15 protein-coding genes and 2 tRNA genes are annotated in these 16,558 nt (G+C 62.3%); 12 read left to right on the plus strand and 5 right to left on the minus strand.

Features of this window, described 5'->3' with window-relative positions:
* Positions 1-8 precede the first annotated feature (8 nt).
* The 10 genes from gnd (at position 9) to QRN59_RS12265 (ending at position 10,142) form a co-directional block, all read left to right on the plus strand.
* On the plus strand, positions 9-929 hold the full coding sequence (gnd, locus tag QRN59_RS12220) for a phosphogluconate dehydrogenase (NAD(+)-dependent, decarboxylating) (RefSeq protein ID WP_350225235.1): 921 nt from the start codon (positions 9-11) through the stop codon (positions 927-929).
* A 23-nt stretch (positions 930-952) separates the two neighbouring features.
* Positions 953-2,146, plus strand: coding sequence for a DNA replication/repair protein RecF (gene recF, locus QRN59_RS12225; protein ID WP_284982775.1), 1,194 nt, complete (start codon positions 953-955; stop codon positions 2,144-2,146).
* On the plus strand, positions 2,133-2,687 hold the full coding sequence (locus QRN59_RS12230; RefSeq protein WP_234752970.1) for a DciA family protein: 555 nt from the start codon (positions 2,133-2,135) through the stop codon (positions 2,685-2,687). The genes recF and QRN59_RS12230 overlap by 14 nt, the downstream gene beginning before the upstream one ends.
* 398 nt (positions 2,688-3,085) lie before the next feature.
* Positions 3,086-5,161 carry a DNA topoisomerase (ATP-hydrolyzing) subunit B gene (gene gyrB / locus QRN59_RS12235; protein WP_284982776.1) on the plus strand — a complete coding sequence of 692 codons (2,076 nt, stop codon included), beginning with the start codon at positions 3,086-3,088 and terminating at the stop codon, positions 5,159-5,161.
* Between the two features lie 62 nt (positions 5,162-5,223).
* Positions 5,224-7,965: a DNA gyrase subunit A gene (gene gyrA, locus QRN59_RS12240; protein ID WP_284982777.1), complete on the plus strand. Its 2,742-nt coding sequence runs from the start codon at positions 5,224-5,226 to the stop codon at positions 7,963-7,965.
* Positions 7,962-8,657, plus strand: a complete 696-nt coding sequence (locus QRN59_RS12245; protein ID WP_284982778.1) for a DUF3566 domain-containing protein — start codon at positions 7,962-7,964, stop codon at positions 8,655-8,657. Before gyrA ends, QRN59_RS12245 begins: the two co-directional genes overlap by 4 nt.
* 113 nt (positions 8,658-8,770) lie before the next feature.
* Positions 8,771-8,844, plus strand: a tRNA-Ile gene (locus QRN59_RS12250).
* 57 nt (positions 8,845-8,901) lie between these two features.
* On the plus strand, positions 8,902-9,018 hold the full coding sequence (locus tag QRN59_RS12255) for a DLW-39 family protein (RefSeq protein WP_234752975.1): 117 nt from the start codon (positions 8,902-8,904) through the stop codon (positions 9,016-9,018).
* A gap of 72 nt (positions 9,019-9,090) precedes the next feature.
* A tRNA-Ala gene (locus QRN59_RS12260) sits at positions 9,091-9,166 on the plus strand.
* Positions 9,167-9,233: 67 nt separating this feature from the next.
* Entirely contained in the window at positions 9,234-10,142 is a 909-nt protein-coding gene (locus QRN59_RS12265; RefSeq protein WP_284982779.1) for a DMT family transporter, read from the plus strand.
* 15 nt (positions 10,143-10,157) lie between these two features.
* On the opposite strand, the gene QRN59_RS12270 is transcribed toward QRN59_RS12265, so the two are convergent.
* Positions 10,158-11,042, minus strand: coding sequence for a glycosyltransferase family 2 protein (locus QRN59_RS12270; protein ID WP_284982780.1), 885 nt, complete (start codon positions 11,040-11,042; stop codon positions 10,158-10,160).
* A gap of 122 nt (positions 11,043-11,164) precedes the next feature.
* On the minus strand, positions 11,165-12,145 hold the full coding sequence (locus QRN59_RS12275) for a hypothetical protein (protein WP_284982781.1): 981 nt from the start codon (positions 12,143-12,145) through the stop codon (positions 11,165-11,167).
* A gap of 153 nt (positions 12,146-12,298) precedes the next feature.
* Here QRN59_RS12275 and QRN59_RS12280 point away from each other — a divergent pair, with 153 nt between their 5' ends.
* Both QRN59_RS12280 and QRN59_RS12285 read left to right on the plus strand, forming a co-directional pair.
* Complete coding sequence (locus QRN59_RS12280; protein ID WP_284982782.1) at positions 12,299-12,841, plus strand: peptidylprolyl isomerase; 543 nt, start codon at positions 12,299-12,301, stop codon at positions 12,839-12,841.
* Positions 12,842-12,862: 21 nt separating this feature from the next.
* Positions 12,863-13,732: a rhomboid family intramembrane serine protease gene (locus QRN59_RS12285; protein WP_284982783.1), complete on the plus strand. Its 870-nt coding sequence runs from the start codon at positions 12,863-12,865 to the stop codon at positions 13,730-13,732.
* A gap of 15 nt (positions 13,733-13,747) precedes the next feature.
* Here QRN59_RS12285 and QRN59_RS12290 read toward each other — a convergent pair whose 3' ends face one another.
* The 3 genes from QRN59_RS12290 to QRN59_RS12300 all read right to left on the minus strand — a co-directional run bounded on the left by QRN59_RS12290 (position 13,748) and on the right by QRN59_RS12300 (position 16,557).
* Complete coding sequence (locus QRN59_RS12290) at positions 13,748-14,218, minus strand: SRPBCC family protein (RefSeq protein WP_284982784.1); 471 nt, start codon at positions 14,216-14,218, stop codon at positions 13,748-13,750.
* Positions 14,193-14,597 (minus strand): ArsR/SmtB family transcription factor, encoded by a 405-nt coding sequence (locus QRN59_RS12295; RefSeq protein WP_284982785.1) that lies wholly within the window; start codon positions 14,595-14,597, stop codon positions 14,193-14,195. The genes QRN59_RS12290 and QRN59_RS12295 overlap by 26 nt, the downstream gene beginning before the upstream one ends.
* A 556-nt stretch (positions 14,598-15,153) precedes the next feature.
* Complete coding sequence (locus tag QRN59_RS12300) at positions 15,154-16,557, minus strand: xylulokinase (RefSeq protein WP_284982786.1); 1,404 nt, start codon at positions 16,555-16,557, stop codon at positions 15,154-15,156.
* Between the last annotated feature and the right edge of the window lies 1 nt (position 16,558).

Here is a 16,558-nt window from a genome sequence, read left to right on the forward strand (position 1 = left end):
TCGGGTCAATACCAAAACCACCAACGCAGAAAAGAGTTCACACCGTGCACATCGGACTGATCGGCCTTGGAAAAATGGGTTTCAACATGCGCGAACGCATGCGCAAGGGCGGAATCGAAGTCACTGGTTTCGACCGCAATCAGGACATCGCCGACGTCGCATCCGTTGACGAACTGATTGCCGCCCTTCCGACGCCGCGCCTGGTCTGGGTCATGGTTCCCTCCGGCGACATCACCAATGCCGTGATCAGCGAACTCGGCGAAAAGCTTTCCGCCGGTGACATGGTGATCGACGGCGGCAACTCACGCTTCACCGAAGACCAGAAACACGCCGCTTTTCTGGCGTCCAAGGACATCCGCTTCGCCGATTGCGGTGTTTCCGGCGGCGTCTGGGGCCTGCAGAACGGCTACGGACTCATGGCAGGCGGCGCGGATGAGGACATCGAACTCGCCATGCCGGTCTTCGACGCGCTCCGTCCCGAAGGCGACCGTGCCGACAGCTTCGTCCACGTGGGCGGCGTGGGAGCGGGCCACTACGCCAAGATGGTCCACAACGGCATCGAATACGGTCTGATGCAGGCCTACGCCGAAGGCTACGAGCTGCTCGCGGCCAAGGACATCATCAAGGACCTGCCCGGCACCTTCCGTGCCTGGCAAAAAGGCACGGTGGTCCGTTCCTGGCTCCTGGACCTCATGGTCAAAGCCTTGGACGAAGATCCGGGCCTGGCCTCCATCGGGGACTACGTCGAGGACTCCGGCGAAGGCCGATGGACCGTGGAGGAAGCGATTGCCAACGCGATCCCGGCCCCGGCAATCACCGCTGCGCTCTTCGCCCGCTTCTCCTCCCGCGAAGACAACTCACCGGCCATGAAGATGGTGTCCGCGCTGCGCAACCAGTTCGGCGGACACGCCACCCGTCCGGCCAACTAGGCCCCGGTCGACCAGCAGTACGCGTGTACCTCGAACATCTTTCGCTCACTGATTTCCGCAGCTACGCGCAGGTTGACCTCAAGCTCGGCCCCGGTGTCACGGTCCTTGTGGGGTCCAACGGCATCGGCAAGACGAACCTCATGGAAGCCATCGGATACCTGGCCACCCTGAGTTCACACCGCGTGAGCACGGATGCGCCGCTCCTCCGCTTCGGCACGGATCGCGCGCTGATCCGGGCGAAGCTCGTCCGGGGGGAACAAACGACGGTGGTCGAGCTCGAAATCAATGCCGGCCGTGCCAACCGTGGCCGGATTAACCGCGGAAATCCTGTACGCGCCCGAGACATCCTGGGCATTTGCCAGACGGTGCTTTTCGCCCCTGAGGACCTTGCCTTGGTCAAAGGTGATCCGTCCAATCGCCGTCGATTCCTCGACGAACTGCTGGTCAGCCTCATGCCGGTGCACGCGGCGACCCGCAGCGACTACGACCGCGTGCTCAAACAGCGCAACGCCCTCTTGAAATCGGCCCGCACCGGAAAATTCACCACGGGCCACGAGGCGACGCTCGATGTTTGGGACCAGCACATGGCGCGGGCCGGTGCGGAACTCCTGCATGCACGGCTGGAACTCGTGGAACGGCTCCGACCTCATCTCAAGAGCGCTTACGCGCAACTGACGGATGGATCCAAAGAGGCCGGCGCGGTCTACCGCTCCACCCTTCAAGGCGTATCGGACGACGACGGCGGTCCCGCCGAGCGGCCCGCTGAAGGTTCGGAGGGGGTCGAGGACCTCCGCTTGCTCTCCGTGGAGCAACTCACTGAGCGCTACGTCCAGGCCTTCGCTGCATCGCGCCGCAAGGAGTTGGAACGCGGGATTTCCCTGGTCGGACCCCACCGCGACGAACTGGAACTGGTTCTGGGCCAAGCTCCGGCCAAGGGCTATGCCTCCCATGGTGAGACATGGTCCATGTGCCTCTCCCTGCGCTTGGCCTCGTACTACGTCATGCTTGATGACACCCGCACCGGCGGTTCTGCTCCGATCCTCATCCTCGACGATGTGTTCGCCGAACTGGATGTGCAGCGCAGGCGTAAACTGGCTGCAATAGTGGCCGGCGCCGAGCAGGTGTTGGTGACGGCCGCCGTCGACGCCGACATTCCCGAGGAACTGGCGGGGCGACGCGTAAAGGTTGTGCCCGGAGGCATTGATGGAGAAGGATAGCCCCGGCGGACGCCAGCCGGGCAGGGACCCTGACGAGATTGACGCTGCCCAATCAGCTTTGAACCGGATGCGCGAAGCGGCCGCCGCGCGGGGCGAAATCCGCCGCGCCGCCCCGCGGACGGGCGCCGCCCCTAAACGCAAGGGCGTCCGCGACACCCGCGGATTCAGCCAATTCCACGGCACTGGCCGGGATCCGCTTGGTTTGGGGAAAGTCGTCGGGAGGCTCGTGGCCGAACGCGGCTGGACGTCTCCCGTGGCCGTCGGCTCCGTGATGGCCGAATGGGATGCCTTGGTGGGACCGGAGATTTCCGCGCATTGCACTCCGGAGAGCTTCACCGACACCACGCTCCATGTCCGCTGCGATTCCACTGCGTGGGCAACGCAGCTCAGGCTCTTGAGCACCAGCCTCCTGGACATGTTCCGAAGGGAACTCGGAGACGGAGTGGTGACGTCCATTCAAGTGCTCGCGCCCACCGCACCGAGCTGGCGCAAAGGCGGCCGAAGCGTCAATGGGAGGGGCCCCAGGGATACCTACGGGTAACTTCCTTGGCACCCGCGTCGGCGGATTTGCTTGAACGGCGCACAGGGGCGAGAAACCTCCCCGGACCGTACAGCTCCCTAGAGGGTGCCGTTTTGGCGGCTTGCAGATGGGGCCAGCGGCCTCCCAGAGCTAGTTTCCTGAGCATAAGGGCCGGGTTTTTGCAAGGAACTGCGCTCACTCACGATAGAATCGGCATAGACAACTGGGCGCCGGTGAACGTTGATTGGTTCCGCTGAACAGCACTTGTAGAAGCGGATCCGCCATTGACGAAGTAGCCGGCGTTAGCAGTGACGTCCCTGTTGGCGGCTGCCGTATCCCTGTGGTGTGTCCTGACGGACGTGCTTCCTTGGTGCGGTGACGGCTGGCGACCATCGAACACGGAGGAGTCGAAAGCGCCTGTGGCTAACGACAATGCAGAGACCTTGGCAGTAGATCCCGCGAAGGAGAACGCCCATAAGCCTGACACACCCTCGGGGTCCAAGGAGTACGGTGCGAGCGACATTACCGTTCTTGAGGGTCTCGAAGCGGTGCGCAAGCGCCCGGGTATGTACATCGGATCCACAGGCCCGCGCGGCCTTCACCACTTGGTGTACGAAGTGGTGGACAACTCGGTGGACGAGGCCCTTGCCGGGTACTGCAGCCACATTGAAGTGACTCTCCAGGCCGACGGCGGCGTCAAGGTCGTGGACGACGGCCGTGGCATTCCGGTGGATATGCACCCCACGGAAAAGAAGCCGACCGTCGAAGTTGTCATGACGATCCTGCACGCGGGCGGAAAATTCGGAGGCAGCGGCTATGCCGTGTCCGGTGGCCTCCACGGCGTCGGTATTTCCGTTGTCAACGCGCTTTCGCGCAGGGTCGACACCGAAGTGCGTCGCCAGGGCCACGTTTGGCGGATGACTTTCGCCGATGGCGGTAAGCCACAGGGTGGACTCGTCCAGGGCGAAGCAACGGACCAGACCGGAACGTCCCAGACGTTCTACCCGGACGGGACCATCTTCGAGAGCACCGATTTCGATTTCGAAACCCTCCGCGCCCGATTCCAGCAGATGGCTTTCCTCAACAAGGGCCTGCGCATCACCCTCACGGACGAGCGCCCTGTTGCAGGAGCAGGCGACGATGACCTGGATCTTGACGCAGTTGTCACCGACGGTGAAGTGGCGGCAGAACACCGGACGGTGGTTTACCAGTACGACGACGGTCTGCTCGACTACGTGAAGCACCTGAACTCGAACAAGAAGGTGGACGTCGTCCACGAGGACGTCATCGCCTTCGAAACCGAAGACACCGAGCGGCACATCGCCGTCGAGGTCGCGATGCAGTGGACCACGGCCTATTCCGAGAGCGTGCACACTTACGCCAACACCATCAACACGCACGAGGGCGGCACCCACGAAGAAGGTTTCCGTGCCGCGATGACTTCGCTCATCAACCGCTACGCGCGCGAGAAGACCATCATCAAGGAAAAGGATGACAACCTCACCGGTGACGACATCCGTGAGGGCCTCACAGCCGTCATCTCAGTGAAGTTGTCCGAACCCCAGTTCGAGGGCCAGACCAAGACCAAACTGGGTAACTCCGAGGTCAAGGGCTTCGTCCAAAGGGTGGTCACCGACCAGCTTGGCGACTGGTTGGAACGAAACCCCGGCCCGGCCCGCGACGTCATCCGCAAGGCTGTCCAGGCCGCCCAAGCCCGTATGGCCGCCCGCAAGGCGCGCGACAACGCGCGTCGCAAGAGCCCCCTGGAATCCTTCGGGATGCCGGGCAAGCTGTCGGACTGCTCCTCAAAGGATCCCGCACGCTGCGAGGTCTACCTCGTGGAGGGAGACTCCGCCGGCGGTTCGGCCAAGCGTGGCCGAAACCCAGAAACCCAGGCCATCCTGCCGCTGCGCGGCAAGATCCTGAACGTGGAGCGCGCGCGCCTGGACAAGGCCCTCGGCAATAACGAAGTCCAGTCCATGATCACGGCCTTCGGAACCGGGATCGGCGAGGACTTCGACATCTCCAAGCTGCGGTACCACAAGATCGTCCTGATGGCCGATGCCGACGTGGACGGCCAGCACATCACCACGCTGCTGATGACGCTGCTGTTCCGCTACATGCGTCCGCTGATCGAGAACGGCTATGTCTACCTGGCCCAACCACCGCTGTACCGGATCAAGTGGTCGAACGCCCCTCACGACTACGTCTACAGCGACCGTGAACGTGACGCCAAGCTGGTCTCCGGCCAGGCCGCCGGCCGCCGGATCCCGAAGGACAACGGCATCCAGCGCTACAAGGGCCTCGGCGAAATGGACTACACCGAACTCTGGGACACCACCATGGACCCGGACCACCGCACGCTCCTGCAAGTCACCATGGACGATGCCCTGGCGGCGGACCAGACCTTCTCCGTACTGATGGGTGAGGATGTTGAATCGCGCCGGAACTTCATTCAGCAGAACGCCAAGGACGTCAGGTTCCTGGATATCTAGAGACTTCAAAACCCTAGGAATATTCCAGAACTGACATATACCTGAAACGGAAATCATAGACTATGAGTGACGAAACACCCGAGGTTCCCGCCGAGTCGGCCGGCATTCCGGAACCCGTACTTGAGGGCGATGTGCTGACCGACCGCGTAGACCAGGTGGACCTGCAGACGGAAATGCAGCGTTCATACCTGGACTACGCGATGGCGGTTATCGTTGGCCGTGCCCTTCCGGACGTCCGCGACGGCCTGAAGCCCGTCCACCGCCGAGTGCTCTATGCGATGTTCGACGGCGGCTACCGCCCGGACCGCTCCTTCAACAAGTGCGCCCGCGTCGTGGGCGAGGTCATGGGCCAGTACCACCCGCACGGTGACACCGCGATCTACGATGCCCTGGTCCGCCTCATCCAGGACTGGACGATGCGCTATCCGCTGGCGCTGGGCCAGGGTAACTTCGGTTCCCCGGGCAACGACGGCGCTGCTGCTCCGCGATACACCGAAACCAAGATGGCCCAGCTGGCCATGGAAATGGTCCGTGACATCGACGAGGAAACCGTCGACTTCCAGGACAACTATGACGGCAAGAACCAGGAACCCACCATCCTGCCGGCGCGTTTCCCCAACCTGCTGGTCAACGGTTCCTCCGGAATCGCCGTCGGCATGGCCACCAACATCCCGCCGCACAACCTCCGCGAAGTGGCCGATGGCGTGCAGTGGTATCTGGCCAACCCCACGGCCAGCCGCGAAGAGCTGCTTGAGGCGTTGCTCGTCCGTATCAAGGGTCCGGACTTCCCGACCGGTGCAACCATCCTCGGCCACAAGGGCATCGAGGACGCGTACCGGACGGGCCGCGGCTCCATCACCATGCGCGCCGTAGTGAACGTCGAGGAACTCCAAGGCCGCACATGCCTGGTGGTCACCGAACTTCCCTACCAGGCAAACCCGGACAACCTGGCCATCAAGATCGCCGAACTGGTCAAGGATGGCAAGATCCAGGGCATCGCGGACCTCCGCGACGAGACGTCCGGCCGTACAGGACAGCGACTGGTGATCGTGCTCAAGCGCGACGCCGTGGCCAAGGTGGTGCTCAACAACCTCTACAAGCACACCCAGCTGCAGGACAATTTCGGCGCCAACATGCTGGCGATCGTCGACGGCGTACCCCGCACGCTGAGCCTGGACGCCTTCATCCGGCACTGGGTGGCCCACCAGGTGAGCGTCATTGTCCGGCGGACCCGCTACCGCCTGCGCAAGGCGGAGGAAGAGGCGCACATCCTGCGCGCACTTCTCAAGGCTCTGGACATGCTGGACGAGGTTATCGCACTCATTCGAGCCTCCAACACCACCGAGGCCGCCCGCGATGGCCTGATGGGGCTGCTGGACATCGACGAGCTCCAGGCCCGCGCCATCCTCGACATGCAGCTCCGCCGGCTTGCCGCGTTGGAACGGCAGAAGATCCAGGACCGGCACTCCGAGCTTGAGGCCATGATTACGGAGTTCAACTCGATCCTTGCCTCCGAGCAGCGCCAGCGCGACATCATCAGCCAGGAACTGGCGGAGATCGTGGCCAAGCATGGTGATGACCGCCGGACCCACATCCTCATGGGCTTCGACGGTGACATGTCCATGGAAGACCTCATCCCCGAGGAAGAAGTGGTGGTCACCATCACCCGCGGCGGATACGTCAAGCGCACCCGCAGCGACAACTATCGTTCGCAGCAGCGGGGCGGCAAGGGCGTCAAGGGCGCCCAGCTTCGCGGCGACGATGTCGTGGAGCACTTCTTCGTCACGACAACGCACCACTGGTTGCTGTTCTTCACCAACCTGGGCCGCGTGTACCGGGCCAAGGCGTACGAGCTTGCCGAGGCCGGCCGTGACGCCAAGGGACAGCACGTGGCAAACCTGTTGGCCTTCCAGCCGGACGAGCACATCGCCCAGGTCCTGGACTTGCGCGACTATGAGCAGGCCCCGTACTTGGTGCTCGCCACCAAGAACGGCCTTGTGAAGAAGACGCGCCTGGAAGACTACGACACCAACCGCACGGCCGGAGTGATCGCCATCAACCTTCGGGATGAGGACGAGCTTGTCTCGGCACAGCTTGTGTCCGAAACCGACGATCTCCTCCTGGTTTCCCGCAAGGGCCAGTCGATCCGCTTCACTGCGACCGACGAGGCACTGCGTCCCATGGGGCGCGCCACCTCGGGTGTGACCGGCATGAAGTTCCGCGAAGACGACGAACTCCTCGCGGCCGACGTCGTCCAGGATGGCTCGTTCGTGTTCGTGGTGACCGAAGGCGGGTACGCCAAGCGCACCGCCGTCGAGGAGTACCGACTCCAGGGCCGTGGCGGCCTGGGCATCAAAGTGGCCAAGCTCCAGGAAGAGCGAGGCGACCTTGTCGGTGCTTTGATCGTCAACGAAGAAGACGAAGTCCTGGTGGTCATGGAGGGTGGCAAGATTGTCCGCTCCGCCGTGGCTGGTGTTCCTGCCAAGGGCCGTGACACCATGGGCGTCATCTTTGCGAAGCCTGACAAGAACGACCGCATCATCGAGGTGGCCCGCAACAGCGAACGCGGCCTTGAAGGTGAGGAGCCCGACGACGATCAGGGCGCGGGCACGGACGACGCCCCAAGCGTCAATAGTGTCGAAAATCCTGTCGGAGGAACGTCCGGGACGGACGATGACGTAACGTTGGCTGCAAACGGCGGCGCCGATCAGGCGACCGCGACGGCCGAATCGGGATCGGCCGCAGGATCCGGTAATGGGTCCGGCGTAGAGCTGAACGAAGACAACACCGGAGGTAACGAGTGAGCAATTCGGACTCATATCCCAAGCCGAGCACGGGTGTCCCTGGAGGATTGCGGCAGCCGTCGGCTACTCCGCGGGTAGACGGACCGGCCCGTCCCCAGCAGCGCCCTGTGGCATCCGCTTCGGGTGCGGCAGGAACTGGCGCGGAGAGGGTCCCCGGTCAGCGACCGGCCGTTCCCGGTCAGCGTCCGGCGGTTCCTGGCCAGCGTCCCGCAGGAACACAGCGCCCGGCGGGTCAGCGTCCCGCGGCGCCCGGCCAGAGGCCTGTGCAGGGCCAGCAGCGGCCCGCCCCCGGGGCTCCAGGGCTTGTGAAGCCGGCACCTAAGGCGAAGGTTCGCCGCGCCCGCCTGCTCGTCAGCAAGGTTGATCCGTGGTCTGTCCTGAAGATGGCGTTCCTTTTGTCCGTTGCCTTGGGCATCGTGACTGTGATTGCCGCAATCGTGCTTTGGACCGTTCTGGACCTCACCGGCATTTTCAACCAAGTGGACAGCCTTCTGGGCACCTTGGCAGGTTCGGAAAGCGGTGGCTTCGAACTCAAGAAGGTCGCATCGCTCGGACAGGTGGCCTCCTTCGCCACCATCATTGCCGTGGTGAACGTTGTGCTGCTGACTGCCCTGTCCATGCTGAGCGCAGTGCTTTATAACATTGCTGCAACACTCGTGGGCGGCATTGGCGTGACCCTCACCGACGACTAACCCAAACGGTCGGAATTTGAGGGAAACTGCTGGAAAACAGCGGTGAAAATACCTCGATTTGAGATCGGGCCGGGATGTGCTGTAAAGTCATGTCTCGGCCCGAAGAGGTATCGGGGCGTATAGCTCAGGCGGTTAGAGCGCTTCGCTGATAACGAAGAGGTCCCAGGTTCAAGTCCTGGTACGCCCACGGAACCTGCACAGGTTTCGCTAAAGGTTCGGGAAACTGAACCGGAACGGGGTGCATGTGAAGAAGTTGCTCGTAGTTGCAGCTGCGATCGCAGGCGTCCTGCTCTACAGGAAAGTGCAGGAATCCGAAGCCCGGAAAACAGTCTGGAGCAAGGCAACCGACACGGTTGATTAGCAAAGGCGCCCGGTCTGGAGATGGTGCAAACCATCGAAGGAACTAGGGTAGTATGGATGGGTTGCTTCTTATGGGGGCATGGCGCAATTGGTAGCGCACCTGCTTTGCAAGCAGGGGGTTCGGGGTTCGAGTCCCCGTGCCTCCACCATAAGAAAGAGTCCCGGTCAGAAATGACCGGGACTCTTTGCGTTAAACCGCACCACTAAGGTTGAAATGTGAACTTCATTGTTGCTGCTTTGGGTGTGCTCGGCGTCGCTTCTTCCGGTCCCCTCATCGCCGGAACGCTTGGAGCTACCTCCGTCACGGCACTGGCTATCGCCTTCTGGCGCAACGCAATCGCCGCCGTCGTCATGGCCTCGCCGGTCTTGATCCGCGAGCCGCGCCAGTTCCGCAAGATCACCCGCAACGAGTTCACTTGGTCCGCTGTAGCAGCAGTGGCACTGGCCTTCCACTTCGCTTGTTTCATCACGGCGCTCCAGCTCACGTCAGTCGCGGCTGCTACCGCCTTGGTGTGCCTGCAGTCTGCGTGGATCGCCGTTTTCCAGCTCCTCCGCGGCACCCGGCACCGCTGGCCGGTCCTGGTGGGCCTGGGCATCGCGCTGGGCGGCGTCGCGGCCATCACGGGCTTCGATATGGGAACCTCCCCGAAAGCCCTTCTTGGTGACATCCTGGCCCTGGCCGGAGGCGCCCTGGCCGGCCTGTATACCTTGGCCGGAGGCAAAGCCCGCCAGAGCATGAGCATTGGAACGTACACGACCCTTTGCTACGGGATCTGCGCGGCCATCGTCGCCATCCTGGCCCTCACGGGCGGCCAGCCGCTCGTAGGGTTCGACGCCGGCGGCTGGCTGGGGATCGTGGCCATCACCGTATGCGCGCAACTGGTGGGCCACACCGCCTTCAACCATCTCCTGGCGACCATGAGTCCACTGCTGGTGTCCATGATCATCCTGCTGGAGATTCCGGGCGCAGCCCTTCTCGCTGCGGTCTTCCTGCACGAGACCCTGCCGGCCGGTACCTACGCCGGACTCGCCTTGATCCTGGTTGGACTCGCCGTCGTCGTCGCCGGTCAGCGGCGCGGCAAGGGCGACGCGGAAGGCAAGATTGCCGAGCTCGGTGCTGACTGAGCTGGCTTCCCGGGGCTACATGCCGCCGCGGCGGACGCCCTGGCCTGCATTGGCTGTGTGGATGGCCCGGAGAAGCTTGGCCGGGAAGTAGACGGAGAAGAACACCACCATGGGGGCCTTCAGGGCCATTTTCTTGACGTTGTGGGCCTTGTACGTGCGGTCGAAGCGGGTCACGTAATAGCGGTAGTCGCGCGGTGAATCCTCAAGCCGGCGGGCAGACATGCCTGAGACCATCTGCGGCCAGTACTGCACCCTGAGATCGTGGTCGGCAAGGTGCAGGGAGAGATCGATGTCCTCATGCATCTCGTCCTTTTCATCCAGGCAGGTTTCGTCGCGGATGGTTTCCCAGGCGGAACGGCGAAGGGCCATGTTGGATCCAAAAAGGAAGTGGTACTGGTGCTTCGCAAGCCGAAGCATGAGTTGGCGCATTTTGTCGTCGGCTTTGAGTCCGAATCGACGCATGGGCATGTCGTAGTAGACCACGGGACCCGTGGCCGCCTGCACCGAGGGATCGGCGAAGGCCTTTTGGACCTGCTCAACCCAGTCTGGCTCCACAACCGAGTCGGCATCGATCCGCCCGAGGACATCCGAGGTGGCGCTATTGAGGCCAAAGTTGCGGGTGGGGATGAGTCCTTGCGCCTTGTCCTGACTCAGCAGGATGATGGGGCTCTCCGGGTATTCCTGCTGCATTTGCTGGACGATTTGCGCAGTGCGGTCCGTGGACCTGTTGTCCACGACGATGATCTCGTCCGCAGGCACTGACTGGTAAATGGCCGCGATCAGGCATTGCCGTATGACGCTTTCCTCGTTGTACGCCGGGATAATGATTGAAATGCTCGGCTTCACGGGTGCGACGGCTGCGTTGGTTGCTGCATCTACGAATGATCTATCGGCTGGCATCACCATAAATCTAACATCAGGGCGGTGTTCCTAGAGGAAGCCTCCGGTGACAAGTGGCCAAACAGTTGAAGGGATCCCGGCGAACCGGAATCCCTTCAACGCGGAGCGAATATGGCCTTTGCCTAGGCCTCGTGTTTGCCGGCTTCGTCCGTGGCCACCTGATCCTTGGCCGCTTCGTCCTTGTGGAGGCTGGCGGCGATGTTCTTTACCGCGGTCTTGGCGTCGGTTGCCACCTTGGCTGCGGTGTCCGTTGCGTCCTCGACGGCGTGCTTTGCCTTCTCGGCCACGGTCTCGGTTTTGTCCGCTACGTTGAGCTTCAACTCGTCGACCTTGTCAGCTACCTTTGCGGCGGCTTCGTTGGCCTTGTCAGCGACTTTTTCGGCTGCCGCTGCGGCCGGCACAGGTGATGGTGTTACCGGGACCGGGGTCTTCCACGGGTCCTCCACCGGGCGGCTGGCCCTCCATGCTGCGACGCCGGCCGCGGCAGCTGCTGCGACAACCGTGAAGATCAGGAAGCCCCGCTTTTTGGGCTTCCGGGTCTTGGTGAGTTCTTTCGAGACTGTCTTGGATGCTTCCTCAGCGGCGGCTTTCAGCTGGGCCCCTGTGGCTTGTGCTTGCTCCTGCAGATGGTGGACCACTCCGGAGTCGACCAGCTTCTGGGCGACGGCGTCCACCTGCGCGGGTGCATTCTCAAGGGCTTGGTGGACAACCACGGAGGCTTGCCCGAGCTGCTCTGAGAGCTTGGGCAAGTACTCCTCAACAACTTTGTCCCGGGCGTGGCTGAGCGCCGGAGTGGCTTTGTTGAGGGCTTCCTGGATCTTGGGTGAGGCGTCCTCGACGACGTCGTGGATCTTCGGTGCGAGGTTCGCCAGGCCTTCCTGGAGCTTCGGCGTGACCGTTGCAACGCCGTCGGCGAGGTTGTACGCAGCTGACTTCAGGCCTTCCTGAAGCTTCGGCGAAGCGGTGTCGATTCCGTGCTGGATGCGGGGAACCGCCCAGTTCACAGCTGCTTCGACGCGCGGTGTCGCCCAGTCCTTGGCATTTTCGACACCATTCGCAACGGTGTGTTCAAGTTCGCGGGCAATCCGGTCCGATTTCTTCACAACTACCTCCCGATCAACATGCTCGTTTGTTGTTAGCCTACGTCGCTTGTTCGGCACCGGCTATTCATCCAGCGGATTCATGGAAGATTTCACCGAGCGCGGAACCGCCTTCCTGGCCGCCTCCGCGTTGACCCTGCGTGAAACAATGGCGATATGACCATCGCAACCGCAAAAGCAACTTTCCACACGAGCCTCGGTGACATCGTGGTTGACCTCTTCGGCAACCACGCGCCCAAGACGGTCGCCAACTTCGTTGGCCTGGCCACAGGCGAAAAGTCCTGGACGCACCCGGAGACCGGTGAAGACAAGACCGGTACCCCGCTGTACAACGGCACGATTTTCCACCGCATCATCAAAGACTTCATGATCCAGGGCGGCGATCCCCTTGGTCGCGGCATCGGCGGACCGGGCTACAAGTTCGACGACGAGATCCACCCGGAACTCAACTTCAACGCCCCTTACAAGCTGGCCATGGCCAACGCCGGAGTCCAGATGGGCAAGGGCACCAACGGTTCCCAGTTCTTCATCACCACGGTCAACACCGATTGGCTTTTCGGCAAGCACTCCATCTTCGGTGAGGTTGCTGACGAAGAGTCCAAGAAGGTTGTAGACGCCATCGAGGCTGTCCGCACCGGCATGGGCGACCGCCCTGTTGAAGACGTCGTCATCAACAGCATTGAAATCGTCCAGCTCTGATCCCCGGAGCCTGAGCAGCTTATGAGTTACGGAATCCCGGCGGCAGAGCCGTCAGCTGACATTCCGGTGTGCCCAAGGCACCCGGACAGGCCCTCCTACGTGCGGTGTCAGCGTTGCGGGCGTCCTGCATGCCCCGAATGCCAGCGGGCGGCCGCCGTCGGGTTCCAATGCATAGACTGCGTCAATGAAATGAAGCGTTCGACGCCGGCAGTGCGTTCCGCCTATGGCGGCGCTGTTGCGACCGGACGTCCTGTGGCGACGTACCTGCTTATCGGGCTGTGCGCCCTGGTGTACGTGCTGCAATGGCTGATTCCCGGCGATGTCGTGGAAGGTCAGCTGGCCTTCGCGTCCGCCTATGCTTCCCCCCAATACGGGGCCTTCGAGCCATGGCGGATGCTGACGAGCGCTTTTGTCCACTCACAGGGCTTTGTCCTGCACATCGTGCTCAACATGTACATGCTCTGGATCTTCGGCCAGGTGCTGGAGCCCGTTCTCGGACGCATCCGCTTCCTCGCCGTTTACCTCCTGTCCGCCATTGGCGGCTCTGTCGGTTTCCTGCTGCTGACGCCTGTCTTCCCTGTAACCGCAGTTGAAGGCGCGTCAGGTGCGATCTTCGGTCTCTTTGGCGCACTGTTGGTGATCCAAAGCCGGCGCGGCGGAGACACTCGGCAATTGTGGATCCTTATCGTCATCAACGGCGTGATTGGCTTTGTTGTCCCGGGAATCGCCTGGCAGGCCCACTTGGGCGGCCTCATCACGGGTGGCTTGTGTGCCGCCGTGATTGCTTTTGTTCCGCGTGGACCGCGCCAGGCGCTGTTGCAGACTGCCGGCATGGCCCTGGTGGCCGGAGTCCTGGTCCTGGCCACCGTCCTTCGGGCCACGGCGGGCTAACAGCTCCCTAGCTTTTTACCGTAGGAGTTCCTCCAAGCGGTCCATCGACTCTTTGATGCCCGCATCCATGCCGCTGGCTACTGCCATGTCACGGGCCCCCACCGAGGGAAACACGGAGTGCTGCACCACACGTGTGCGGCCTCCGAGGTCCTCAAACCTGGTGGTATCCAAGGTGACTTGCCCCGGGGCGCCGTCGAATTCGAAGGTCTGGATGATCCGCAATGGCTCCTGGACCTCGTGGAAGACACCCCGGAAACCGAACTCGTTGCCCTGGCCGTCCAGATGTGTGTAGCGGTAGCTGCCCCCCGTGCGCGCGTCGTAGGACTCGAGGCGCATTTCCAGTCGACGCGGACCCAACCATTTGACGACGAGTTCGGGATCCGTGAAAGCCTGGAACACGCGCTCCGGCGCCGCATCGAAGTCGCGGCTCGTGTCGATGAACGGCGTGCCCGCCGCGACGTCAATGGTTGTTGTGTTGGTGCTCATTGTTCTTCTCCTTTTCCGGATTGTCCTTGTGGGTTGTGCTGGCCAATAGTTCGTCCAGACGGGCGAAACGTTCCTCGGCCTGAAGCCGGTAGTTCTCGATCCACTCGGCCAAGGGACCCAGCGCTGTGGTGTTCAAGTGGCAGGGACGGCGCTGCGCTTCCCGGCTCCTCGTGATGAGCCCTGCACCCTCGAGCACTTGAAGGTGCTTGGAGATGGCTTGGAGGGTGACGGTGAAGGGCTGGGCGATCTCATTGACGGTGGCATCGCCCAAGGCCAACCGCGCCAGTATCTTGCGGCGGACAGGATCAGCGAGGGCCATGAACGCCCTGTTGAGCTGGTCTTCCGGATCCAGCACCGTTATATCAATCGTGTCCGGCATGCGTCTCCCCTGCCCGGCTCCAGACTCAAGGGTTGCGGCCTTCCGGGTCCTCCGCAGTACTCAAGCAAATGGTTTATCAACTAATTCATTGAATAAGCCCAGCCTAGAACTACGCGCTGAGTCCGTCAACACCCCGCAGATATGTTTTCCACAGGTGTTATCCACAATGTGCGTAACTTACAAGGGTGTAGTTCGATGTCGAATGGACTCTCAGGGGCGGGATGGCAGGGGCTGCGCTTTACTCTGGGGATTAACGTCCACATCTGTGGATAACTTTTGCCCACACGCCTGTGGGTATGTGGATAAGAAGTGGATTATTCCGGGTCGTGTGGACAACCTCAAGGGTGGCAGCCGCGAGAGCGCGGTATCAACAGAGTTATCAACATTGTTAATAACTCACATTGCTGTAGTTCGGTGTCCTTCCCTCCCTTTGAGGCCCGCCGTTCTGGGAGTTTTCCACTTTGTGGGCACAGTTTTTCCCCAACTGTGGATAACTTGTGGGTAGCTGCCTGTTGTTAAGTGTGTAACTACTGCGTCGACGGCCAGGAGGGCCTCGCTACGTAAGTTCAGCGCCATAGAGCACTGCAGCCGTGTTTCGGTGCCGCTCGCGTACTTCCATAGTCCATTCCGGGCGTTCGGCGGGATCGACAGCTTGCCGATTGGGAGGCGGCCAATCCGGCAGTTCGCCGGTCAAGGCCCATGCTGCTTGGCGGGCGGCTCCCAGTGCGGCATATTCCCGGGATTCCGGCCATGCTACGGTGCGTCCCGTGAGGTCGGCTACGGCTTGGCGAAGAGCCGCAGACCGCGATCCGCCGCCCACCAGAGTGACCCTTTCAATCTCAAGGCCGGCCCGGGATAAATCATCGATGGCATCAGCGATCGCGCAGGCCAAGCCGAGTATGGCGGCGCGGGCGAGGTTTTGGGGCGTCATCGAGAACCTCGTGAGACCGATCAGTGCTCCTTGGGACGCTGGCAATAGCGGGGTACGTTCCCCGTCCAGGTATGGGAGGAAGCAGAGCCCTTGGGCATCAGGCGGCCCTAGGGACGCAAGTTCGTCGAGTTCGTCGAGGCTGAGGCCCAGCATGTGGGCCGCTGAGTTGAGAATTCTGGCGCCGTTGAGAGTGGCAACTATAGGTAGCTGGGCCCCTGCCGCGTCCGCCATGTCCGCAACATGGCCCGTCGCGTCAACCACGTGCAATGTATCGACCATGGACACCGTCATGCTAGTCCCGATTGACACGACGGCTTCACCGTGGGCGGTGCCAAGGCCAAGGGCAGCAGCGGCGTTGTCCCCGCACCCAGCCCCTACCACCACACCCCCGGAGGTAACGCCCGCACGTTCGCCCGGTCCCAAGACCCGGGGCACCAATAGCTGACGGCCGAAGGCAGCTTCCAAGATATCCGTCCTATATCCAGCTCCTGTCGAAGCCCAATACCCCGTTCCGGATGCGTCGGAGCGGTCTGTGGTTGGATCTCCCTGCGCGCCAAGAAGCCGCCAGGTCAACCAATCGTGCGGGATAACCACGCGCTGTACTCGCTCCGCGATCTCCGGGGCAGTCCGAGCGAGCCAACGGAGTTTCGATACGGGATGCGCAGCTGTAGGGATCATCCCCAGTTCCCTGGCCCACCAGTCCGGGCCGAACTCGTGGCGGAGCTCAAGGGCTGACGGGGTTGCACGCTGGTCGTTCCACAGGATTGCTTCTCTGACAGGCTCTTCGTTCGCTCCAAGGAAGATGGTGGAATGTTGCTGTGCGCTGATCGAAACGGCTTTGACTCCACTTAGCGCGGTGGCCCCGACGCCGGTGAAGGCATCCCACCAATGTCGGGGATCGACGGCGGTGCCGTCGGGGTGTGGGAGCGCGGTGGAAGTCCGGATCTCGCCCGTTGCCGCATCCACTGTGATGTATTTGCAGCTTTGCGTCGACGAGTCAACGCCGGCGACGAGGACTGGGCGCGGCATC

The sequence above is a fragment of the Arthrobacter sp. efr-133-TYG-118 genome (assembly GCF_030209755.1).
Taxonomy (GTDB): Bacteria; Actinomycetota; Actinomycetes; order Actinomycetales; family Micrococcaceae; genus Arthrobacter.